The organism is Mycolicibacterium psychrotolerans (assembly GCF_010729305.1).
GTDB classification, from domain to species: Bacteria; Actinomycetota; Actinomycetes; order Mycobacteriales; family Mycobacteriaceae; genus Mycobacterium; species Mycobacterium psychrotolerans.
Map to the genome: position 1 here is coordinate 449,432 of NZ_AP022574.1, position 22,516 is coordinate 471,947.

General features: G+C 70.7%; 15 protein-coding genes. 8 read left to right on the plus strand and 7 right to left on the minus strand.

Going from position 1 to position 22,516, the window contains the following annotated elements:
* Positions 1–2: 2 nt before the first annotated feature.
* The 5 genes from G6N45_RS02300 to G6N45_RS02320 form a co-directional block, all read right to left on the minus strand.
* On the minus strand, positions 3–1,781 hold the full coding sequence (locus G6N45_RS02300) for an Hsp70 family protein (protein WP_163720241.1): 1,779 nt from the start codon (positions 1,779–1,781) through the stop codon (positions 3–5).
* 51 nt (positions 1,782–1,832) lie between these two features.
* Positions 1,833–3,314, minus strand: a complete 1,482-nt coding sequence (locus tag G6N45_RS02305) for a dynamin family protein (protein WP_163727624.1) — start codon at positions 3,312–3,314, stop codon at positions 1,833–1,835.
* A gap of 42 nt (positions 3,315–3,356) precedes the next feature.
* Positions 3,357–5,171 (minus strand): isoniazid-induced dynamin-like GTPase IniA, encoded by a 1,815-nt coding sequence (gene iniA, locus G6N45_RS02310; RefSeq protein WP_163720242.1) that lies wholly within the window; start codon positions 5,169–5,171, stop codon positions 3,357–3,359.
* A 101-nt stretch (positions 5,172–5,272) separates the two neighbouring features.
* Positions 5,273–6,340, minus strand: coding sequence for an IniB N-terminal domain-containing protein (locus tag G6N45_RS02315; RefSeq protein WP_163720243.1), 1,068 nt, complete (start codon positions 6,338–6,340; stop codon positions 5,273–5,275).
* A 262-nt stretch (positions 6,341–6,602) separates the two neighbouring features.
* Positions 6,603–7,118, minus strand: coding sequence for an Rv0340 family IniB-related protein (locus tag G6N45_RS02320; protein WP_163720244.1), 516 nt, complete (start codon positions 7,116–7,118; stop codon positions 6,603–6,605).
* Between the two features lie 211 nt (positions 7,119–7,329).
* On the opposite strand from G6N45_RS02320, the gene G6N45_RS02325 reads away from it, so the two are divergent.
* The 8 genes from G6N45_RS02325 to G6N45_RS02360 all read left to right on the plus strand — a co-directional run bounded on the left by G6N45_RS02325 (position 7,330) and on the right by G6N45_RS02360 (position 21,226).
* Positions 7,330–9,117: an Hsp70 family protein gene (locus G6N45_RS02325; protein WP_163720245.1), complete on the plus strand. Its 1,788-nt coding sequence runs from the start codon at positions 7,330–7,332 to the stop codon at positions 9,115–9,117.
* An 8-nt stretch (positions 9,118–9,125) separates the two neighbouring features.
* The gene (iniR, locus tag G6N45_RS02330) at positions 9,126–11,651 is read left to right on the plus strand and encodes an isoniazid response ATPase/transcriptional regulator IniR (RefSeq protein ID WP_163720246.1); all 2,526 of its coding nucleotides are present in this window, start codon (positions 9,126–9,128) and stop codon (positions 11,649–11,651) included.
* Positions 11,652–11,787: 136 nt separating this feature from the next.
* Positions 11,788–14,943 carry a heterodisulfide reductase-related iron-sulfur binding cluster gene (locus G6N45_RS02335; RefSeq protein WP_163727627.1) on the plus strand — a complete coding sequence of 1,052 codons (3,156 nt, stop codon included), beginning with the start codon at positions 11,788–11,790 and terminating at the stop codon, positions 14,941–14,943.
* Positions 14,944–15,049: 106 nt separating this feature from the next.
* Positions 15,050–16,315, plus strand: a complete 1,266-nt coding sequence (locus G6N45_RS02340; protein WP_163720247.1) for a pyridoxal phosphate-dependent aminotransferase — start codon at positions 15,050–15,052, stop codon at positions 16,313–16,315.
* Between the two features lie 34 nt (positions 16,316–16,349).
* Positions 16,350–17,582: a YibE/F family protein gene (locus tag G6N45_RS02345; protein ID WP_163720248.1), complete on the plus strand. Its 1,233-nt coding sequence runs from the start codon at positions 16,350–16,352 to the stop codon at positions 17,580–17,582.
* Between the two features lie 40 nt (positions 17,583–17,622).
* Positions 17,623–18,135, plus strand: a complete 513-nt coding sequence (locus G6N45_RS02350; RefSeq protein ID WP_163720249.1) for a 2Fe-2S iron-sulfur cluster-binding protein — start codon at positions 17,623–17,625, stop codon at positions 18,133–18,135.
* Complete coding sequence (locus G6N45_RS02355) at positions 18,132–19,124, plus strand: FAD binding domain-containing protein (RefSeq protein WP_163720250.1); 993 nt, start codon at positions 18,132–18,134, stop codon at positions 19,122–19,124. Before G6N45_RS02350 ends, G6N45_RS02355 begins: the two co-directional genes overlap by 4 nt.
* The gene (locus G6N45_RS02360) at positions 19,121–21,226 is read left to right on the plus strand and encodes a xanthine dehydrogenase family protein molybdopterin-binding subunit (RefSeq protein WP_163720251.1); all 2,106 of its coding nucleotides are present in this window, start codon (positions 19,121–19,123) and stop codon (positions 21,224–21,226) included. Before G6N45_RS02355 ends, G6N45_RS02360 begins: the two co-directional genes overlap by 4 nt.
* Positions 21,227–21,262: 36 nt before the next feature.
* Here the strand turns inward: G6N45_RS02360 and rfbA are convergent, their stop codons facing one another.
* Both rfbA and G6N45_RS02370 read right to left on the minus strand, forming a co-directional pair.
* Complete coding sequence (gene rfbA, locus G6N45_RS02365; RefSeq protein ID WP_163720252.1) at positions 21,263–22,126, minus strand: glucose-1-phosphate thymidylyltransferase RfbA; 864 nt, start codon at positions 22,124–22,126, stop codon at positions 21,263–21,265.
* Positions 22,126–22,503 carry a nuclear transport factor 2 family protein gene (locus G6N45_RS02370; protein WP_163720253.1) on the minus strand — a complete coding sequence of 126 codons (378 nt, stop codon included), beginning with the start codon at positions 22,501–22,503 and terminating at the stop codon, positions 22,126–22,128. The genes rfbA and G6N45_RS02370 overlap by 1 nt, the downstream gene beginning before the upstream one ends.
* Positions 22,504–22,516: the final 13 nt, after the last annotated feature.

Here is a 22,516-nt window from a genome sequence, read left to right on the forward strand (position 1 = left end):
CGTCAGCAGGCGGTCTCGGGCGTCGGCAGGCACTCCGGTGCCGGTGACGGTTCCCCCGTAGCCGACGGTTCGGGTGCGGCCGTGGCGGACGGCTCCGATTCAGGGGTGCTCGACGGGCTGGGTTCTGGCGACGGTTCCGGTGTCGGACTGGGTTCCGGCGACGGCTGCGGCGACGGACTCGGTGACGGCGACGGCTGCGGTGTCGGCGACGGGCTCGGTGACGGAGACGGACTGGGTTCCGGTGTCGGAGCGGGAAAGGTCAACGGCGGCAACGGGATCCGCGGCCACTTCGGTGCGGGCAGCGGGGCGGGCGCGGCGGGCACCGGAGCGGGCGCGGCCGGGGCCGGCGCGGGCTGCGGAGCGGCCTGCTTGGCCACCACCTGCTGCTGCGCCGGCGGCGCTGCAGGTGCAGGCGCGGCAGCCGGTTGCGGTGCGGGTGGAGCGGCCACCACGGTCTGGGTCCCCGGGTCGGCCGGCGGCGGCGCGGCGGGCTGGGCCGCCGGTTCGAGGGCGTGCGTCGCGACCGGCGTGCTGATGTCCGACACCCCGGTCGCCACGGTGCCGTCACCGCGGGCGATCTCCGCGGTCAGCACAACACCTGCGATGGCGACGGCGGCCACGCATGCGGCGCCTGCGAGCCACACCGGCGAGCGCCCCCACCGCCTCTGCGCAGGCTCGTCGACGACGGACTCGGGCTCGAAGCGCACCTCCGGCCGCGCGACATCACTACGGGGCAGCGCGAATTCGGTCGCGGCCTCGTCGTCGACTTCCTCGGCCGACCATGCCAGCGGCGTCGCGGCGGGGGCGAGCATGGTCGCCGCCGCGGGCGCGAGCGTGGTGGGTGCCTCGTGAGCGGCGGCCCGCACGGCGATCAGTTCCGCGCCGATGGCCGCAGCGGTCTGAGCGTGCGGCGCGGTGATCACCGGGCAGCGCAACGCTTCGGAAAGCCGTTGCGTGACAAGGGGAATGCGGGCCCCACCGCCCACAGTCACGACGCCCGCGAGGTGCGCCGTCGCGATGCGGTGACGGTGCAACAGGTCGAGAAGCGCGACCACCAGCCGGTCGAGCGGACCGGCGATCACCGATTGCAGCTCGGCCCTGGTCACCCGGATCGTGGTGTGCGGACCGGCGAGCGCGGTTGCCGTCGCGTCGGACAACCGTTCCTTGGCGGCACGGCACTCGGCACGCAGGTCGATCAGCGACGCCACCGCCGACGTCCCGGCCGGGTCGGCGTCGAGGCCGTCGACGACGTGCCGCAGCAGCGCCTGGTCGACGAGGTCGCCGGAGAAGTCGTCGCAACGGACGGTCTGCCCGATCACGGCGAGATCGTTGCCTGCGTCGGCCAGCGTTATGTTCGTGCCCGAGGCGCCGAGGTCGCAGAGCGCGACAACGCCGCGAGAGGGCAGGCCACCACCCGCCGCCACGGCCGTCAGCGCGGCGGTCGCGTCGGAGACCACGTGCAGGTGCGGCGCCTGCGCGCGCATCGCCGCGACGGCCGCGGCGGACCAGTGGGCCGGCACCGCGACGGCCGCCACATCGGGCCGGCGCCGGGGTGCGGCGAGCCGGGTCGCCGCCTCGATCGCGGCGGCGGCCAGCCGGTCCGCGCGGTGCGGGGAGCCGTCGCCGGCGAGCATCGGCACCGGGTCGCCGACGCGGTCGACGAATCCGGTCACGGTGAGGCCGGGCCGTACCGTCACCGCCGCGGGCCGCACCGTCGGCCGGCCGTCGACCACCGCGACGAGGTTCGCCGTGCCCAGCGAGATCCCCAGAGAACTGCGCATACCTTCTAGTCGTTCGGCGCCGCCGAAACGTTAGGCGCGCGCGCCCGAATGTCAGGAGTACTCGGCGACCAGCGCTTCGGCGCTGCGCATCGCCGCCCGGCAGGCGCGCGTCGTGAACGGGTCGTTGAGCGGATGCTCGGCGCGCCGACGCCAGCGCTGGGCGGCGGCGAACGCGGCCCGCGGGCCGTCGTCGACGGTGTCGGGCCCCAGCCCGAGCCGGCTCGCCGCGTCGGTCCCCGAGCCGCCGATCAACCGGCGCAGCGACGCCATCTCCTCCGGGTTCAGCGACGTCGGCCGCGAGCGCAGCGCACTGAGCAGCCGCAGCTCCTCGAACGCGTGGGTGTCGGCGAGCAGCGGCTCGATGTCGGCGAGGATCGCCGGGGTGGCGTAGATCGGGTGGCGAGCCACGATCTCGCGCAGGGACAGTAGCGCGGTGTGCGCCTTGAGCAGGTCGGAGCGCTGCGCGAACTGCTGGTCGATCACCTCGCGCAGCGCGACCAGGCCGCTGCGTTCGAGCAACTCGTCGGCCAGGGCCACCGAGTCGCCCACACCGGCACGCAGCGCCGCGATCGAGATCCGGATACCGAACATGCCGAACCGGTCCAGCAGGGCGGCGCGGGTGGCGGCATCAACGGGAAGGGAACTGTCCTCGCGGACGAACCGGTCGACCGACAGCATCGCCTTTGCGAGCTCGGCAGAGTCGACACCGGCCAGCTTCTCCAACGCGACGAACTCGCTCTGCCGCAGCGTGCGGGCGGTCAGCGCCAGCAGCCCGGACACCGGCACGACGGCCTGGCAGATGCCGGTGCGGTCCATCTCGGCGGTGAACCGCTGGGCGACGTCCTTGGCCGACATCATCGCGTCGATGCGCCCCGCCCCGATCTCGTCGGCCCGCGACGCGACACCGATCACCCCGAGCGCGCCTGCCGAGCCGCCGACCAGTTCGCCGATCTGCTTGAGCAGCGCGATGTCGGCGGCGTTGAGGGTGCGCAGCAGGAACACCACGGCGTCGACTCGCGGCACCCCGTCGCCGGGCACCAGCAGCCGCAGCGTGCGGGCCGACACGTCGCGCGACAGCGACGACGTGCCGGGCGTGTCGATGATCGTGGCGTCGGTCAGCTCGGCGGCCGGCCACTCGACGTCGAGGTCGATGACGTCGTCCGGGTCGAGCTGAGCCAGGTCGAACGTCAACCCCCGGTCGGAGGGGTCGCGGGTGATCGGCACGTTCGACCGCCGGCCGTCGCGGTGGTTGGCGGTCACCCGGGGGGTCGGGCCGTGCCGGAACCACGTGACGATGCGGGTGGCCTCGGTGGCGTCTGTGGGCGCGATGGTGTCGCCGACGAGGGCGTTGACCAGCGTGGACTTACCGGCCTTCAGGGTGCCGGCCAGCGCGATGCGCATCGGCTCGTTGAGCCGGTGGCCGATGCCGGCCAACTCGTGCTGCACGTCGGGGCGCTGCCGGTAGGTGGGGTCGGCCCGGTAGGCGGCGATGGTGCCGCCGAGGATCGCCCGCACGCGGTCGCTGGTGCTCAGTGCCGTCCCGTCCCGATTAGCCCGACTTCTAGGCCCTAGAGCTTAGTGACCCCCGCCGGCAAGCTTGTCGGCGTGCTCGACGACCTGCTTGAGGATGTTGAGCTGGCGTTCCAGCTCCTTGACCCGTCCGGCCCGCTCGGTCTCGGCGACCTTGGCCGCGGCGAGTGTGGCCTGCAGCGACTCGTTCAGCGAGCGGGTGGTCTGGTTGGCGATCTCGCGGTAGTGGTCTCGCAGCTGCCGCTGGATGCCCTTGAGACGGTCGCGGGACTCCTTGCCGACGACGAACGCGACATCGTCGACGAACCGGCGCACGTTGGTCTTGGCCTCGTTGCGCACCCGCAGCATCCGGTTCTCCATGTCCTCCTTGTAGGCCTTGCGCCCCAGCACCAGCCCGGCGCCGAGCGAGAGCGGGTTGAACATCCCCAGTCCGGCGAAGGAGGTCAGCATGCCGAACATCAGCACGCCGCCGTAGGAGCCGCGCATCCCGGTCACGATCTTGTGGCCGGTCTTGATCGGCTTGGCCTCGAGCTGGGCCAGCGAGTTGAATTCGCCGAAGTCCGCGCCCATGTCGCGGGCGTCGATGGCAGGCATGCGGACCGCGTCGAGCCCGGCCTCGGAGAAGGTGCGGGCCACCTCGGCGGCCAGCGCCTCGGCTCGCTGGTAGGCCCACACGAAGTTGTCGCCGACCGCCGTGGCGACCGCGTCCTCGAGTTCGGCGCCGATCTCGGCCCAGTGCAGTGTCGGATCGCCGGCGTCGATGACCCGCTCGGTGTGGAAGGTGATGGTCCGAAACCGTTGCCGCAGATCGTGATCCACATCGGAGGTGAGGTCGGCGATGCCGTCGTTGAGCACTTGCTGCCACAGCGCGGTCTGCTGCAGCGCGTCCTGGGCCTCCTGCTTGCGGGCTTCGAGATCGGCGGTCAGGGCGTCGCGGGCGTGCGGGTCGCCCAGCGCCGAGAGCTCGGACTGCACGGCGAGCATCAGATGTTCGGCGGCGGCCCGGACGTCGGCGAGCACCTGGTCGCGCACCCGGTCCTTCTGCCGGCCGAGCACATCCTCGGAGAGGAATTTCACGATCGTCGGGAAGTTCGACTCCTCGTTGAGTTCTTTGTCGTTGAGCTGCACGGCGTGGCTGCGCAGGATCGACGACGCCGGGATCATCGGCACCCCGAGGCCGGCGCGGCGCAGATGCGCGGCGTTGGCGTCGGTGATCTGGCGCCAATGCGGATACAGATCGGTCTTGGTGGCCACGATGACCGCGACCGGGCACACCTCGAGGGCCTGCCGGATGAACGTCATCTCCGGTTCGGTGAATTCCTGGCTGGTGTCGCTGATCATCAGCATCGCGTCGGCGTCGGGCAGCAGGCCGAGCGTGGCCGACAGATGCGGCTGACCGTGACCGCCGACGCCCGGAGTGTCGATGAACGCCAACCCACCCTTGAGCAACGGGCTGGGCGCGGTCACCTCGACGCGCAGCACCTTTCGGCCGCGGGCCTGCGGCGCCCGGCGCAGATCGTTGCGCAGGTCGGCGACGGGGATGTCGATCAGCTCGGGTTCCTCACCGTCGGGCCGGGCGACCACCAGCCTCGCCGACGCCTGCTCGCCGTAGGACACCACGGTGGCGAGCACGGTGGACTCGTCGTCCCCGACGCGCGCGACCGGCATGTTGAGCAGCGAATTGAGCAGTTGGCTCTTGCCCTGCTTGAGCTGGCCGGCGATCACCACCCGGATCTGCGGGTCGTCGACGCGTGCCCTCGCCCTGGCGAGCCGGGTCACCAGGTCGCCGCGCTGCTGGGTGTCGGCGATCGCGCTGGTGTGGTCGATCAGCTCGACCAGCACGCGATTGGGTTGGGTCATCACGGCCCCTCTACTCGGCGGCACTCTCGAAAGGTCAACGGTAAGCGCGCCACCGGCGGGGACCGATGCGGTCCCCGCCGGCGGCTGTGAGCAGGTTCGGATCAGAACGCGTCGAGATCGGTCGCTGTGGTGTTGTGGGACGCCAGATCGTTGTGGGAGGCCAGATCCGTGTGCGACGCCAGACCGGTGTCGTTGCCCGAGAACAGCGACGTGTCGGTTTCGTTGCCGGAGCCGATCGCGGTCTCGTTGCCCGACCCGATGTTGGACTCGTAGCTCGACGAGTGGTCCTCGATCGACGATTGGCTGGAGGTCTCGGTCGAGGTCTCCACCGAGGTGTTGACGGAGTTGTCCTCGGTGTTGTCGCTGCCGTAGTCGCCGTGGACCTGGGTCCCGGTGTTGACGCCGTTGTCGGTGATGATGATGCCGCCACCGCTGCCGCCGTCACCGCCGGCCGCGTTGCCCGAGCCGATGCCCAGCAGGCTGCCGCCCCCGTCGGCGCCGCCGCCGTGGCCGCCGCTGGTGTCGACGTCGTTGAGCACCGGGGCGTCGTTGTCCGAGATGAGGTCCCCGCCTGCGGTCTTGGAGTTGTCCTCGACCTCGTTGTCCTTGCCGACGACGACGTTGGAGCCCGAGCCGGCGAGGATGTCGCCGTTGTTCATCGTGTTGCCGTCGCCGAGCACGGCGCCGTCGCCGCTGACGATGTCGCCGCCGTTGTCGCCGTCGACCACCACGCCGCCGTTGGTGGCGGTGTTGGTGCTCTTGTCACCCAAGGTGATGTCACCGAAGCCCAGGTTGAACGCGCCGTTCTGGGCGTTCGCACCGGCGTCCTGCACGGGGCTGGCGATGGGCACCTGGTTGCCGCTGAGCAGATCGGTGTTCGTCTCGGGGGCGAACGTCGGTGCCCACGAGGTCTGCGGGGAGAACGGGGAGGCGAAGTTCGAGGCCAGCTGGTGGTGGTCGGCGACCGCGCGCTGCAGGCCGACGATCGGGTCGCCGCCGCCGAGGGCGTAGCCGGCGGGCGCCGCGGTGGCGGCCACCGAGGCCAGCTGCGCGGCGGTGACGTTCGGCAGGCCGGCGTCGCGCAGGGCGCCGTCGGGGTCGATGACGAACGACGCGGCCGACGCGGGGCTGCGGAACAGGTCGAGGATGAAGTCGATCAAGGTCGTCATGGGAGTGCCTTTCTGGAGCTGTTGCGTGGGTCCCGCCGGCGCTTCCCGGCGATCTGCAGACCACGTTATGGAGTTCGCCGGGCCCCGGAAACGGGGACGGCACCCACCGCTGCATCACCCCCATGAGGGATACCGGGGTGAACCTGTTAGGGGATTAGGGGATAGCTCGGGGAGCGTGGGGAATCCACGTATCACCGCAGCTCAGAACGCAGAAGACCCGCGCGGACAAGGTCCGCGCGGGTCGGGTGGAGAGCTCCCGTCGTCAGTCGAAGAGGTCGAACCCGGGGCCGTGGTCGACGGGGTGATCGAGGCTGTGAACGTCGTCCGCCATGGGCGCCCAGTGGTCGTCCACGGACGCTTCGGTGATCGCGGGCTGGTCGAAATCAACGTCGTCGACCTGCAGGGACGGCGCCGGATCCGGCGCGGCCAGCGCCGCAGGCGGTTCGTCGAGATGATCGACGATGGTCGGCACCGCACTGTCGGTGTCGATGACCGAAGCGAGTGGGACATGGTCGTCGAAAGCGTCGAACGCGGCGGTCGCGGCGCCACTGGCCCACACATTGGACACCGGCTCGGCGCCGAAGGCGTCCAGGCCGTGGGCCGGGGCGGACATCGACAGCGACTCGGCGACGACGGGGATCAGATTCTGCACATCGACGCTGGTCACGTCGGTCAGGTGGGCGTCGGCCAGGGCTTGAGCGGGGTCGGCGGCGTAGCGTGCGGCCGCATCCGGATCGCGGACCAGCGACATCACGAAGTCCAGTAGTGAGTTCGCCACGGTGACCCTTCCCCTCGATATGTCCTCGATGCTATCGGCGCAGCGCCGTCCGCGGATCGGTGCGGAACCCAACCCCGCGCCAGGGCCATTAGGGGATTGCCCGTTAGGGGATCGACCACACTAGGGGCGCCTGCGCCGTGGGCGGCGCGGCGGCCGTTAAGGTGGTGGGCGGTCCGCTCGACCGGGCTGGCCGGGGAGGAAACCCACCACCATGACCGAACCACTGGGGTTGTCGATCGGGATGACGAACCTGGTGGCCGCACGTGTCGGCCGCCAGCCGGTGACGCGGCGCTCGATCCTGACCGTCTACCCCGACCGTGCTCCCGAGGTCGGGGTGCCCACCGACGCGACGCCCCCGGGTCTGGTGCTCAGCGGGTTCGTCGACCGGGTGGGCGACCCGGTGCCGCTGGTCGCCGCGGACGGTTCGGCGCACCGCGGTGAGGTCGTGCTCGCCGAGGCCCTGGCCGCGATGGCGCGGTCGGTGGACGGCGGCTCACCCGTGGCGATCGCCGTGCCCGCGCACTGGGGGCCCGGGACCATCGGGGCGCTGCGCGGCGCGCTGCGTTCGCGCCCGATCCTGGCGCCCGGCGGCGTGCCCGCCGCACTCATCCCGGATGCGTCGGCGGCACTGGCGGCGCTGCAGGCCGCGCCCGGTCTGCCGGATCAGGGGGTGGTCGTGCTGGTCGATCTGGGAGGCAGCGGCACCAGCGTCACGCTCGCCGACGCCGGCGCGAACCTCGACCTCGTGGGTCAGACGGTGCGCTACGCGGACTTCTCCGGAGACGCCGTCGACCAGGCCCTGCTCGACCACGTGCTCGCCGGTATCGCCGAGGCCAACGATCCCGATCCGGCGGGTACCGCGGCGGTCGGCTCGCTGGCGAGGCTGCGCGACGAATGCCGTCAGGCCAAGGAGCGGCTCTCCGAACAGACCGCCGCCGTGGTCCCCGCCGAGCTGCCCGGTTTCCGCTCGGACATCCGCGTCACCCGCCCCGAACTCGAGCAGCTGCTCTCCGATCCACTCGGCGGGTTGCTCGCGGCGATCGACGACACGCTGCAGCGCGCCAACGTGTCGGTCGCCGATGTCGCGGCGGTGGCCACCGTCGGCGGTGGAGCGGCGATTCCGATTGTGACGCAACGCCTTTCGGAGCGTCTTCGGGCGCCGGTCATCACCACCCCGGAACCGGCGCTCAACGTCGCCGCGGGGGCGGCGCTGGTGGCCAACCAGAGTCTGGACGCGCAGGCGGCGACGGGACTGGCGCCCGCGGCCGGTGAGGCGACCGAGATGGCACCCGCGGCGTGGGCAGCCGGGGCGGCGGGGCTGGCCGCCGGCCAGGCCGCCGACGACGGGGCGGCGTCGGCGACCTTCCGCGCGCTGGCCTGGTCACAGGACGACGACATCGGTGCTGAGCCGGTGCCGTACACCGGTCCGGACTACGTCTCGTCGCCTGATCCGGCGCGTCCTGCGGTGGCGTTCGCGCCCGAGGACGAACGCTACGACGAACCCCTGCCGCTGCCCTGGTACAAGCGCCCGCCCGTGCTGTTCGGCATCGCCGCGGCCGCGGCGCTGCTGGCAGCCGGCGGTCTCGCCGTGACGCTGACCAGCAGCGAGGGCGATCAGACGCCGGTCACCGAGACGGCGACGCCGCCGTCGGCCGAGCCGTCCCTGGCTGAGCTGCCGCCCCCCGTCACCACGGTGACGATCGGGCCCGACGGGGTGGCGACGACGACCGTCAGCCAGCCGCCTCCGCCGCCCCCGTCCGAGACGACGAGCACGTCGGCGTCGACCACGACGACCGCGCCGACGACCACGACGACCACCACGACGACGACCACCACCACCACCGCGCCGACCACGACGACGACGCGGACCACCACGACGCGTCCGACGACGACGCCGCCGACCACGACGGTGGCGCCGCCGACAACCACGGTGGCGCCGCCCACCACGGTCGAGCCGCCCGTGACGACCTCGGTGATCCTCCCCGCCGACGGCGCCTGACGGCGGCGATGACCAGTCCGGCGCCGCAGCGGCCGACGGATCTGCCGCCCGCCGCGCGGGATGCGGTGGCCGCGGTCGACCGGGATCCCCGCGCCGCGGTGAAGCTGCTGGTCACCGGCGGCATCGGGACGGGTAAGTCCACTGTGCTGGCGGCGTTGCGCACGGTGCTGCGCGCGGCTGATCGCCCGGTGCTGTCCCGGCCGCCGCGCCCGGACGACGCCGCCGGGGCCGCGGTGGTGGTCGACGATGCCGAGCTGCTCGACGACGCACAGCTCGAGCAGCTCACCGACCTGGTCGCCGATCCTGCGGCGACGGTCGTGATCTCGACCCAGCCGCTCGCCCACCACCGCGCGATGCGTGGTCTTGTCGTCGCGCTGCAACGGGAGAACCCGGCGGTGACGCTGGGCCCGATCCCGCCGGTCGAGGTCGGCAGGATCGTCGCGGCGACCTTCGGCGAGGCCCCGGCGCCCGATCTGGTGCGGCTGCTCATCGCGGCGACCGCCGGGCTGCCGTTCCTGCTGCGCGCGACGCTGTCGGCGGCCCCCGACGGTGCGCAGGCCGTGCGGCAGGCGGCCCGCGTCGCGCTGATCGGACGACTCCGCCGCCTCGACGAACCGCTGCTCGACACACTGCTGGTCTCGTCGCTCACCTCAGGGCTCGGCCCCGACGACGTCGCCGCCGGGCTGCGGATGACACCGGAGGCCGCGCTCACCGCGGTGGACCAGGCCCGCGCCAGCGGCCTCCTCGAGCCGTCGCACCCTGCCGGGTTCCTGCGCGAGGTGCACGACGGCGTCGCCTCGATCGTCGGGACGTCGCGGCACCACGAGCTCGAGGTGTCGCTGCTGACCGCGCAGCTCGACTCCTCGACACTGACCGCCGACCTGGCGTTGCGGCTGGCCGAGCACGGTCTGCGCGACGAGCGGTTGGCCGGCGCGCTGACCGAGCTGGCCGGACGCAGCACGGCGCACCCGGCGCGGGCCGCCCGGCTGTACCGGGCGGCCGCGGACGCAGGCAGCTCGGCGCCCAGCGCCCAACTGGCCGACGCCCTCGCCTTGACGGGAGATTGTGCGACGGCGGCTCGGCTCGCCGACAGCATGCTCACCGCGGCCGACCCCGTCCAGCGGGCCGCCGCGGTTCGCATCGCGGCGAGCATCGCCTTGCATGACGGCAGCGCCGCCCAGGCCGGTGACCTGTTCGCCTGGCTGGGCCCGGCACCCGACGCCGTCGTCGGTGCCGCCGCCACCATCGCCACCCTGGCGACGGGCAACGCGGCCGCGGCGCGGGCGAGCAGACAGACCACCGACGCGGGGCCGCCGACCTCGACGGCGCGGGCGGCCCGGGCCGTCACCGAAGGCCTGCTGATGACGCTCGACGAGCCGTATCCGGTGGCGCTCGCCAGGTTGAGCCAGGCGATCGGTGCCGAACAGGACCGCTCCGTCGTCGCTCCCGACACCCCGGCCGCCCTGGTCACGCTCGCCGCGCTGCACGGCGGGGACCCGGTGCGTGCGCGGTCGGTGATCGGACGCGCCGTCCGGGAAGGGTCTCGCACCGGCGCCGCCGATGCGATCTTCGTCACGTACCGGCACCGGCTGCTGCTGGGCTGGTCGTTGATGCAGGATGGTCACCTGCCTGCAGCCGGTGCGGCCGTCGCCGCGGTGGCCGGCCAGCAGCTGCACCGGCGCGACGCGCTGTGGGCCGCGGCGCTGCAGACGGCCGTCGCCCGGCGCGGCGGCGACACCGGAGCCATGCAACAGCACTGGTATTCGGCGATGGAGGTGCTGGCCGAGTGCTCGACCGAGGTGTTCGCGCTGCTGCCGATCGGCGAGCTGTGGGTGGCGGCGGCGCGGATGCGTCAGGTCGACCGGTTGACGCACACCCTCGACGAGGCGTTCGGATTGCTGAGCGGGCTCGGCGATCCGGTGCTGTGGTCGGTGCCGCTGCACTGGGCCGGGGTGCACGCGGGCATTCTGGCCAACTCCCCCGACGACGTCGCGCCGCACGGGCAGGCGCTGAGGGCGGCCGCCGCGCACAGCCCGTTCGCGAAAGCGCTGGCCACGGCCGGGCGCACCTGGTTGCGCATGCTCGCGGGCCACGTCGACGTCGACGAGGTGGCCACTGCGGCGCGCGCGCTCGCGCAGTTCGGCCACACCTCGGACGCCACCCGGCTGGCGGGCCAGGCCGCCCTGCAGACCGCCGACCCCCGCGTCTCACAGGCGATGCTGCAACTCGCCCGCGATCTCAAGCAGGCGGTCGCGGCGCACGAGCTGACCGAGGAACCCGTGCCCGCGGAACGTCCGGCGGCCCCGGGGCAGCGGCCGGGCCCGGCGCGATCCGCAACGCAGCTGTCCGACCGTGAACGTGAGGTCGCCGAGCTCCTGCTGCAAGGCCTTCCGTACCGGGACATCGGGGCGCAGCTGTTCATCTCCGCCAAGACCGTGGAGCATCATGTCGCCCGGATCCGGCGCCGCCTCGGGGCCGAGTCGCGTTCGGAGATGTTGTCGATGCTCAGGGTCATGCTCGCCCCAGCGCACTGACCGCGGCATCAGGTTAGGACAGCCTGTGTAGCGGTGTATCCGCGCAGGATGTAACTATGAGCTCGCAGCGAGCTAAAGTTACTTATCAGTAACATGGTCTAAGTTACCCGCTGGTAACCAGAACCGGAGGATGCGCGTGGAAACCCAGATGCTCATCAGAATGATCGTCGGGGCGCTGATGATCGTGGTCGTCGGTCTTTTCGCCGCCAAGCGCGTGCTGTGGCTGACGAAGCTGATCCGGTCCGGCCAGCCCATGAGCGAGGCCAACAACCGCAAAGACCACCTGCAGAAGCGGATCACCACGCAGTTCGAAGAGGTGTTCGGCCAGACCCGGCTGCTGCGGTGGTCCGTCCCCGGCATCGCGCACTTCTTCACGATGTGGGGCTTTTTCGTCCTGGCGACGGTCTACCTCGAGGCCTTCGGCCTGCTCGTCGTGCACGACTTCCACATCCCGATCGTCGGCCGCTGGGACGCGCTGGGCTTCCTGCAGGACTTCTTCGCCGTCGCGGTGCTGGCCGGCATCATCACGTTCTCGATCATCCGCATCGTGCGCGAGCCCAAGAAGCACGGCCGCGACTCCCGGTTCTACGGCTCCCACACCGGCGGCGCCTGGCTGATTCTGTTCATGATCTTCAACGTCATCTGGACCTACGCGCTGGTCCGCGGCGCCGCCGTGGTGACCGGCAACCTGCCCTACGGCAACGGAGCCTTCTTCTCGCAGCTGATGGGCGCGATCCTGCGGCCCCTTGGCGTGCCCGCCAACGAGTGGATCGAGACGCTCGCCCTGCTCGGCCACATCGCGATCATGCTGGTGTTCCTGCTGATCGTGCTGCACTCCAAGCATCTGCACATCGGCCTGGCGCCGATCAACGTCACGTTCAAGCGGATGCCCAACGGGCTGGGCCCGCTGCTGCCGGTCGAGTCGAAGGGCGAGGTCGTCGACTTCGAGGATCCCGCCGAGGACGCCGTGCTGGGCCGCGGCAAGATCGAGGACTTCACCTGGAAGGGCTACCTCGACATGACCACCTGCACCGAGTGCGGGCGTTGTCAGTCGCAGTGCCCGGCGTGGAACACCGGCAAGCCGCTGTCCCCGAAGCTCGTGATCATGAACTTGCGCGACCACATGTTCGCCAAGGCGCCGTACTTCCTCGATGGCAAGGAATCCCCGCTGCAGAACACGCCCGAGGGAGGTCTCGGCGAGGAGCTGCGCGGCGAGAAGGCCAGCGAGAAGCACTCGCACGAGCACGTGCCGGAGTCGGGCTTCGAGCGCATCCCGGCCGACTCACCGCTGCAGGCGACCCGGCCGCTGGTCGGCACACTGGAAGAGGGCGGCGTCATCGACCCCGACGTGCTGTGGTCCTGCACCACGTGCGGCGCCTGCGTCGAGCAGTGCCCGGTCGACATCGAGCACATCGACCACATCGTCGACATGCGCCGCTACCAGGTGATGATGGAGTCCGAGTTCCCCGGTGAGCTCGGTGTGCTCTACAAGAACCTGGAGAACAAGGGCAACCCCTGGGGCCAGAACGCCAAGGACCGCACGAACTGGATCGACGAGGTCGACTTCGACGTCCCCGTCTACGGCAAGGACGTCGAGTCGTTCGCCGGCTACGAGTATCTGTTCTGGGTCGGTTGCGCCGGCGCGTTCGAGGACCGCGCGAAGAAGACCACCAAGGCCGTCGCCGAACTGCTGGCCACCGCCGGGGTGAAGTTCCTGGTGCTCGGTGAGGGCGAGACCTGCAACGGCGACTCCGCGCGCCGCTCGGGCAACGAATTCCTGTTCCAGCAGCTCGCCGCGCAGAACGTGGAGACGCTCAACGACCTGTTCTCCGGCGTCGAGCGCGTGGACCGCAAGGTCGTCGTGACGTGCCCGCACTGCTTCAACACGCTGGGCCGGGAGTATCCGCAAGTCGGCGGCAATTACACGGTGCTGCACCACACCCAGCTGCTGAACCGGCTGGTGCGGGACAAGAAGCTGGTACCGGTCAAACCTGCCGACGGTGGAATGGACATCACCTACCACGACCCCTGCTACCTGGGCCGGCACAACAAGGAGTACTCGGCGCCGCGTGAGTTGATCGGCGCGTCGGGGGCCAAGCTGACCGAGATGCCGCGCCACGCCGACCGCGGCCTGTGCTGCGGCGCCGGTGGCGCCCGGATGTGGATGGAAGAGCACATCGGCAAGCGCGTGAACGTCGAGCGCTCCGAGGAGGCCGTGGACACCGGCGCGTCGGCGATCGCGACGGGCTGCCCCTTCTGCCGCGTGATGATGACCGACGGCGTCGACGACGTCACGTCCACCCGCAGCCTGGAGAAGGCGCCCGAGGTTCTCGACGTGGCCCAGCTGCTGTTGGGCTCGCTCGACAAGACCGGCGTCACGCTGCCCGAGAAGGGCACGGCGGCCAAGGAAGCCGAGGAGCGCGCCGCACGGGTCGAGGCCGAGGCACCCGCGGAGGTCGTCGAGGAGGTCGAGGAGGTCTCTGCGGCGAAGGTGTCTGCGGAGGCGACCGCGAGCACGGAGGCGGAGTCCAAGCCGGTCACCGGCCTGGGGCTGGCCGGCGGAGCCAAGCGGCCAGGAGCCAAGAAGGCGGCGGCAGCCGCCGAGGACAAGCCCGCGGCCGTCGAGCCCAAGGGCCTGGGTATCGCGGGCGGGGCCAAGCGGCCAGGCGCCAAGAAGGCCGCGGCGGCACCGGCGGCCGAGAGCGCGCCTGCTGAGGCACCGGCGAAGGCCGAGCCCGAGGTCAAGGGGCTGGGAATCGCGGGCGGGGCCAAGCGGCCCGGCGCCAAGAAGGCCGCCGCGGCGCCGGCCGCCGAGAGCGCGCCTGCGGAAGCACCGGCCACGGCCGAGCCCGAGGTCAAGGGGTTGGGCATCGCCGCGGGAGCGCGCCGGCCCGGCGCCAAGAAGACGCCGGCCTCCCCGAACGAGGGCGCGTCGACCGTCGTCCAGCCGGCCAACGTCGACCCGGACAAGGCCGAGGCGGGTACCGAGGCCCCGGACACCGTCGATTCGGACCGGGGACTGGACGCCAAGCCCGAGCCGGAGGTGAAAGGCCTGGGTATCGCACCGGGCGCGCGTCGCCCCGGCGCCAAGAAAGCGCCGGCCTCGGCACCCGCGCCCGCAGCGGAACCGGCGGCAGAGGCCGCGCCTGAACCCGAGCCCGCCCCGGAGCCCGAGCCCGAGCCTTCGGCCCCGGCGACGAACGGCGACGGCGAGGCGCGCGTGGTCGGTGACGAGCCGCCCGTGAAGGGCCTCGGCATCGCCAAGGGCGCTCGCCGCCCCGGCCGCAGGTAACCGATTTCAGCGAGACTGCATCCAGGGTCGTGATCAGCGCCGATCAACGACCCTGGGTGGACTCTCGATTCATATTTCGGTGGACGACGATGCGACACTTGTCGACATGACGACCCATCAGGTGCCGTGGCAGGCGGGCAGCGGGCACGCGCGTCAGCGCGAGTTCACGCAGTCCAGCAAGCTGCAAGATGTTCTGTACGAGATCCGCGGCCCCGTACACGAGCACGCCTCGCGCCTGGAGGCCGAAGGCCACCGCATCCTCAAGCTCAACATCGGTAATCCCGCGCCGTTCGGCTTCGAGGCGCCCGACGTAATCATGCGCGACATGATCCAGGCGCTCCCCTACGCGCAGGGATATTCGGACTCCAAGGGCATCGTCAGCGCCCGGCGCGCGGTGTTCACCCGCTACGAACTCGTCGACGGCTTCCCGCGTTTCGACATCGATGACGTGTTCCTCGGCAACGGAGCCTCCGAGCTGATCCAGATGACGTTGCAGGCCCTGCTCGACAACGGCGACCAGGTACTCATCCCGGCGCCGGACTATCCGCTGTGGACGGCATGCACCTCGCTGGCCGGCGGCACCCCGGTGCACTACCTCTGCGACGAGACGCAGGGCTGGAATCCCGACGTCGCCGACCTGGAGTCCAACATCACCGACCGCACCAAGGCGATCGTCGTGATCAACCCCAACAACCCGACCGGTGCGGTGTACAGCCGCGAGACGCTCGAGCAGATCGCCGACCTGGCGCGCAGACACCAGCTCCTGCTGCTGTCCGACGAGATCTACGACAAGATCCTCTACGACGACGCGCAGCACATCTCCATGGCGTCCGTGGCGCCCGACGTGCTCACGCTGACCTTCAACGGGCTGTCGAAGGCCTACCGGGTGGCCGGTTACCGCTCGGGGTGGCTGGTGATCACCGGACCGAAAGAGCACGCGGGCAGTTTCATCGAGGGCATCAGCCTGCTGGCCAACATGCGTTTGTGCCCGAATGTGCCCGCACAGCACGCGATTCAGGTCGCGCTCGGCGGCCACCAGAGCATCGACGACCTGGTCCTTCCGGGCGGCCGGCTGCTCGAGCAGCGCGACGTGGCGTGGGGCAAGCTCAACGAGATCCCCGGGGTCTCCTGCGTGAAGCCTCAGGGGGCGCTGTACGCCTTCCCGCGGCTGGATCCCGAGGTCTACGACATACAAGACGACGAGCAACTGGTGCTGGACCTGCTGCTGCAGGAGAAGATCCTCGTCGTACAGGGCACCGGATTCAACTGGCCCACACCGGATCACCTGCGGATCGTGACACTGCCGTGGGCGCGCGACCTGGCTGCTGCCATCGAACGCCTGGGCAACTTCCTGGTCAGCTATCGGCAGTAGGTGCGCTGACTGCCCGACCGCCTACTCTGTCCGGGTGGCGCACTCCCACTCACACTCGCATTCGCTGAGCGGACCGTCGCCGCTCGGGCCGCTGGCCGCGAAGATCGTCGTCGCGATCCTGGCCGCCTGCGCGGTGGCGGTGGCCATCGGCGCGGTGGTGCTGTGGCCCAGCGGGCAGAAGGCCGACATCCCGCTGCCGTTCCAGAACGCCGCGGGCGGCGCCGTCACCACCGAGGCCGGTCACGTCGTGTCGAGCAGCACCGCGACATGCGGCAGTCCGTCGGCCGGGGCGGTGCTCACCGCCGATCCCGTGCCTGCGGTCGGTGAGGGCGCCCAGTGCGTGCGGACGGTGGTGGCGATCGACTCGGGGCCGAATCAGGGTGCGACGACGTTGCTCGAGTTCAGTGGCGGCCCCGGGCAACCGCATCTGGCCGTCGGCGACGACATCAGGATCAGCAGGCAGGTCGACGACGTCGGCACCACGAGTTACGCGTTCTACGACTACGAGCGGACGTGGCCGCTGACCGTCTTGGCGGCGGTGTTCGCGGTGGTGATCGTGGCGGTCGCGAGATGGCGGGGGCTGCGCGCGATGGTCGGCATCGTGATCGCGTTCGGCGTGCTCGTCGTGTTCCTGCTGCCCGCCTTGCGCGACGGCGCCCCCGCCGTCCCGGTCGCGCTCGTCGCCTCCGCCGCCATCCTGTTCGCGGTGATCTACCTCGCCCACGGTGTGAGCCTGCGTACCAGTGCCGCGCTGCTCGGCACGTTGACCTCGCTGCTGGTGGCGGCGTTGCTGTCCTGGGCGGCAATCGAATTCGCCCACCTGACCGGGCTGTCGGAGGACCAGAACAACGAGGTGGCGGCGTATCTGGGCAACGTGTCGATCACCGGGCTGCTGCTGGCCGGCTTCATCATCGGCTCGCTGGGTGTGCTCAACGACGTCACGATCACCCAGGCCTCGGCGGTGTTCGAGCTCGCCGAACTGGAGCCGGCGGGCCGGCGGGCGATCTTCGTGGGCGCGATGCGGGTGGGCCGTGACCACATCGCAAGCACCGTCTACACGCTGGTGCTGGCCTACGCCGGTAGCGCGCTGCCGCTGCTGCTGTTGTTCAGCGTCGCGAACCGGCCGCTGGGCGACGTGCTGACCAGCGAGAGTGTGGCCATCGAGATCGCCCGGTCAGCGGTCGGTGGTATCGCTTTGGCGTTGTCGGTGCCGCTGACCACCGGCATCGCGGCGGTGCTCGCGACGCCGCAGCGCGCGGCGGACTGAACGAACGTTTCACCCACGGCGCGCCGGGTAACCGGGCGCGGTGAGCCACACCTCCACGGTGACGTTGTACGTCGACGGTCAGCAGCACACGGTGACACTGGACAACCGCGTCACCCTGCTGGACGCGCTGCGCGAGCGATTGGCGGTGACCGCGCCGAAGAAGGGCTGCGACCACGGCCAGTGCGGCTCCTGCACCGTCCTCGCCGACGGCCGCCGGGTCACCAGCTGCCTGACGTTCGCCGTCGCCGCCGACGGCGCCCACATCACCACGGCCGCCGGCCTAGGCGCCGGCGACCAACTGCATCCCGTCGCACAGGCGTTCCACGACGAGGACAGCTTCCAGTGCGGCTACTGCACCCCGGGCCAGATCTGTTCTGCCGTAGGCATGTTGGACGAGGTGAAGTCGGGCGCGCCGAGCTTCGTCACCGAGGACCTGGACGGCACACCGGCACTGACCGACGACGAGATCCGGGAACGGATGAGCGGCAACCTCTGCCGATGCGCGGCCTACCCGAACATCGTCGCGGCGATCGGCAAGGCGGCCGGGCAGTGAAGCCGTTCGCCTATCACGTCGCGACCAGTCCTGCCGACGCGGTGGCCACGCTGAACGGCCATCCCGGTGCGGCGTATCTGGCAGGCGGCACGAACCTGGTCGACCACATGAAACTCGGTGTCGCCGAACCGGATCTGCTCGTCGATGTGAGCCGGCTCGCGCTGGACGACATCGCCGCCACCGACGACGGCGGCGTGCGAATCGGCGCCAACGTGCGCAACAGCGACCTGGCGGCGCATCCGCTGATCCGCTCGCGGTACCCGGTCCTGTCGCGGGCCATGCTCTCCGCGGCGTCGGGCCAGTTGCGCAACGCCGCAACCACAGCCGGAAATCTGTTGCAGCGCACACGATGTGTCTACTTCCAGGATGTCACCACGCCGTGCAACAAGCGCGTCCCCGGCTCCGGGTGCTCGGCCGTGGGCGGATACGTCCGCTATCACGCCATCCTTGGCGCCTCGGCCGAGTGTCTGGCCACGCACCCATCCGACATGGCGGTCGCGATGAGTGCGCTGGACGCCGAAGTTCTCGTCGAAGGCGTGGACGGTGAGCGCCGGATCCCGGCGACGGAATTCCATCGACTGCCCGGCGACGAACCGCACCGGGATACGGTGCTGCATCACGGCGAATTGATCACCGCGGTCGAACTTCCGCCGCCACCACCGGGTGCGGTGTCCGACTACCGCAAGGTGCGCGACCGCGCCTCCTATGCGTTTGCGTTGGTGTCGGTCGCGGCGGAGCTGAGCTTCGACGGTGACGAGATCGCCACTGCGCGCATCGCTTTGGGCGGTGTCGCGCACAAGCCCTGGCGCGCAAGGCGTGCCGAACAGATCCTGACCGGTGGCGTACCGTCCGCCGACGTCTTCGCCGCGGCCGCCGACGTCGAACTCGCCGATGCGCAGCCGTTGCCCGGCAACGAGTTCAAGATCGCGCTCACCCGCCGCACCCTCGTCGCCCAACTGCGCAAGCTGACAGAGCGGGGCCGGCGATGACGTCTCTGCTCCAGCCGAACGCCATCGGCGCATCCGTCGCCCGTCGCGACGGCCGGGCCAAGGTCACCGGAACGGCGCCCTACGCCTTCGAACACCCCGTGGACGGGCCGGCGTATCTGCATCCGATCCAGGCCACCATCGCCCGCGGGCGGATCACCAGGATGGACACCGGCGCGGCGCGGGCGATCGACGGCGTGCTCGACGTGCTGACCGTCTTCGACGCGCCGGAGCTGGCCGACGCGTCCGACGGCGAACTGGCGATCCTGCAGGACGCACAGGTCCGCTTCCGCGGCCAGCTGATCGGAGCCGTGGTGGCCGAGACCGCCGAGATCGCCCGGGAGGCAGCGGCTCTGGTGGTGCCGGAATACGTCGCAGAACCCCACGACGCCGAGCTCACAGCCGACCATCCGGGGCTGTACACGCCGGAATCGGTGAACCCCTCGTATCCTCCGGACTCCGATGACGGCGATGTCGACGCCGCCCTGGCCGCGGCCGACGTGACCGTCGACCAGACCTACGAGACGCAGATCGAGCACAACAACCCGATGGAACCGCATGCGTGCATCGCGCAGTGGAGCGTCCGCGAGGGCCGCCCCGAGGTGACGATGTACGACGCCACCCAGGGCGTGCACGCCGTACGCAAAGCGCTGGCACCGGTTTTCGGGCTCGAGGTCGATCAGCTACGCGTCGTCGCGCCGCACGTCGGCGGCGGATTCGGCTCGAAGGGCGCGCCTCACGCCCACAACGTCCTGGTGCTGCTCGCCGCCCAGCGTGCCGGCGGCCGCCCGGTCAAGCTGGCACTGACCCGCCAGCAGATGTTCTCCCTCGTCGGCTACCGCACTCCGACGATCCAGCGTGTCCGGCTGGGAGCCGGCACCGACGGCCGGCTCACCGCCATCAGTCACGAGGTCATCGAACAGACCTCGGCCGTCAAGGAGTTCGCCGAGCAGACCGCGGTGACGTCCCGAAAGATGTATGCGGCCCCCAACCGGCGCACGTCGCACCGGCTGGCCGCGCTCGACGTGCCCGTACCGTTCTGGATGCGTGCCCCCGGCGAATGTCCCGGCACCTACGCCGCCGAAGTCGCGATGGACGAGCTCGCGGTGGCGTGCGGCGTCGACCCGGTCGAGCTTCGGATCCGCAACGACCCCGCGGTCGACCCGGAGACCGGCAATCCGTGGTCGGGCCGGCACCTCGTCGAGTGCCTGCAGCTGGGCGCCGAGCGCTTCGGGTGGTCGTCGTGGGAGCGGGGCGCCGGACGGCACCGGGACGGCGAGTGGTATCGCGGGGTGGGGGTCGCGTCGGCGACATACCCGGCAATGCAGATGCCGGGCAACACCGCGCGCGTCACCTATGACCGCGAGGGCCACTATCTGGTCGAGATCGGCGCGGCCGACATCGGCACCGGCACGTGGACGACCTTGACGCAGATCGCCGCGGACGCATTGGATTGCGACGTCGACGCGGTCGAGCTGCGCATCGGTGACAGCGCGCTGCCCGACGCATCGGTGGCGGGCGGATCCTCGGGTATCAACTCCTGGGGCCGTGCGATCGTTGCTGCGGCACAACAGCTTCGGCGTGATCACGGTGCTCCGCCGACGGTGGGCGCCTCGGCGGTGGCCGAGGCGCCGGCGAACCCCGATGCCGAGCGGCTGACACTGCAGTCGTTCGGGGCCCACTTCGTCGAGGCGCACGTCAACGCCGACACCGGCGAGATCCGGGTACCCCGCATGCTGGGTGTCTTCGACGTGGGCCGGGCGATCAACCCACGCACCTTGCGTTCTCAGTTGATCGGCGGAATGACGATGGGCCTGTCGATGGCGCTGCACGAGGAGAGCGTGCGCGATCCGCGGTTCGGCCATGTGGTCACCCAGGACCTGGCCACCTATCACATCAGCGCCCACGCCGACGTCGCCGACGTCGAGGGGATCTGGCTCGACGAGCCCGACGAGCACGCCAACCCGATGGGTTCCCGTGGTGCCGGCGAGATCGGCATCGTCGGTTCGGCCGCGGCCGTGGTCAACGCCGTCTACCACGCCTGCGGGGTGCGTGTCCGCGACCTTCCGGTCACGCTGGACAAGGTGCTGGCCGGGCTCGCTTAAACGGGGATCGTCCAGCCCTCCGTCCCCCGAACCGGCTCAACGCTGCAGCAGCTCGAGCAGATACGCGCCGTAGCCGGACTTGAGCAGTTTGTGTGCGCGGGCAGCGAGTTCGTCGTCGTCGATGAAGCCGACCCGCCACGCCACTTCCTCGGGGACACTGATCTTCAGACCCTGACGACGTTCGATCGTGCGCACGTAATCGCTGGCGTCCAGCAGCGAATCGAAGGTCCCGGTGTCCAGCCACGCGGTGCCGCGGGCGAGCACCTCGACGCTGAGCCGGCCCTGCTCCAGATACCTCTGGTTGATCTCGGTGATCTCGTACTCGCCGCGCGCCGACTTGCGCAGCGATCGGGCGATGTCGACGACGTCGTTGTCGTAGAAGTAGAGGCCGGGCACCGCATAGTGCGATTTCGGCGCGGCGGGCTTCTCCTCCAGCGACAGTGCCGTGCCGTCCTCGGCGAACTCGACCACGCCGTAGGCCGACGGGTCGGCCACCCAGTACGCGAAAATAGCCCCGCCACTGACGGTTTGGAACCTGCGCAGGCTCGTTCCCAGGCCCGGCCCGTAGAAGACGTTGTCGCCCAACACAAGCGCGACGGAGTCGCTGCCGATGTGGTCGGCGCAGATCACGAAGGCCTGCGCCAGACCGTCGGGTTGGTCCTGCACGGCGTAGGTGAGGTTGATGCCGAAGTCCGAACCGTCACCGAGCAGGCGGCGGAACGCCGGGGCGTCGTGGCCGGTGGTGACCACCGCGATGTCCCGGATGCCCGCCATCATCAGCGTGGACAGCGGGTAGTAGATCAGCGGCTTGTCGTAGACGGGCAGCAGCTGCTTGCTCGCGCCCATCGTGATCGGGTACAGCCGGGTACCCGAACCGCCGGCGAGGATGATGCCGCGCATCAGCCGGTCAGATCGGCTTCGGTCAACTCGGTGGCCGCCAACGCGGCGACCAGATCGTCATGCCGGAACACCGACGTCACGTGATCGTGGACCACACGAAAAGCAGAAGCCGCCGAGGCGGCCGACCCGGCTTCCCCGGCGGCCGAGACGGTCTTCTCTTCGACCACCACCACCCCGTCGTGCACATAGATGCGGCCCGGCTCGATCGTGCGGCCGAGCCCCTGCGCCCATGCCCGCAGCGCCTCGTGGCCCTGCGCGGCGCCGTGCGCGTCACCGATCTCGATGTCGTCACTGGACAGCGAGAGCAGGGTGTCGACGTCGCCGGCGTTGAGCGCGTCGTGCCAGGCGAGAACGGTGGCCATCTCCGAAGTGGTCATGATCGAAAGCTAC

What these genes read in the sequence shown, in the direction of transcription:
- G6N45_RS02300 (WP_163720241.1), bottom strand. Translation starts at nt 1,781, where the DNA reads ATGCGCAGTTCTCTGGGGATCTCGCTGGGCACGGCGAACCTCGTCGCG.
- iniA (WP_163720242.1), bottom strand. Translation starts at nt 5,171, where the DNA reads ATGACCCAACCCAATCGCGTGCTGGTCGAGCTGATCGACCACACCAGC.
- G6N45_RS02315 (WP_163720243.1), bottom strand. Translation starts at nt 6,340, where the DNA reads ATGACGACCTTGATCGACTTCATCCTCGACCTGTTCCGCAGCCCCGCG.
- G6N45_RS02325 (WP_163720245.1), top strand. Translation starts at nt 7,330, where the DNA reads ATGACCGAACCACTGGGGTTGTCGATCGGGATGACGAACCTGGTGGCC.
- iniR (WP_163720246.1), top strand. Translation starts at nt 9,126, where the DNA reads ATGACCAGTCCGGCGCCGCAGCGGCCGACGGATCTGCCGCCCGCCGCG.
- G6N45_RS02340 (WP_163720247.1), top strand. Translation starts at nt 15,050, where the DNA reads ATGACGACCCATCAGGTGCCGTGGCAGGCGGGCAGCGGGCACGCGCGT.
- G6N45_RS02360 (WP_163720251.1), top strand. Translation starts at nt 19,121, where the DNA reads ATGACGTCTCTGCTCCAGCCGAACGCCATCGGCGCATCCGTCGCCCGT.
- rfbA (WP_163720252.1), bottom strand. Translation starts at nt 22,126, where the DNA reads ATGCGCGGCATCATCCTCGCCGGCGGTTCGGGTACCCGGCTGTACCCG.
- G6N45_RS02370 (WP_163720253.1), bottom strand. Translation starts at nt 22,503, where the DNA reads ATGACCACTTCGGAGATGGCCACCGTTCTCGCCTGGCACGACGCGCTC.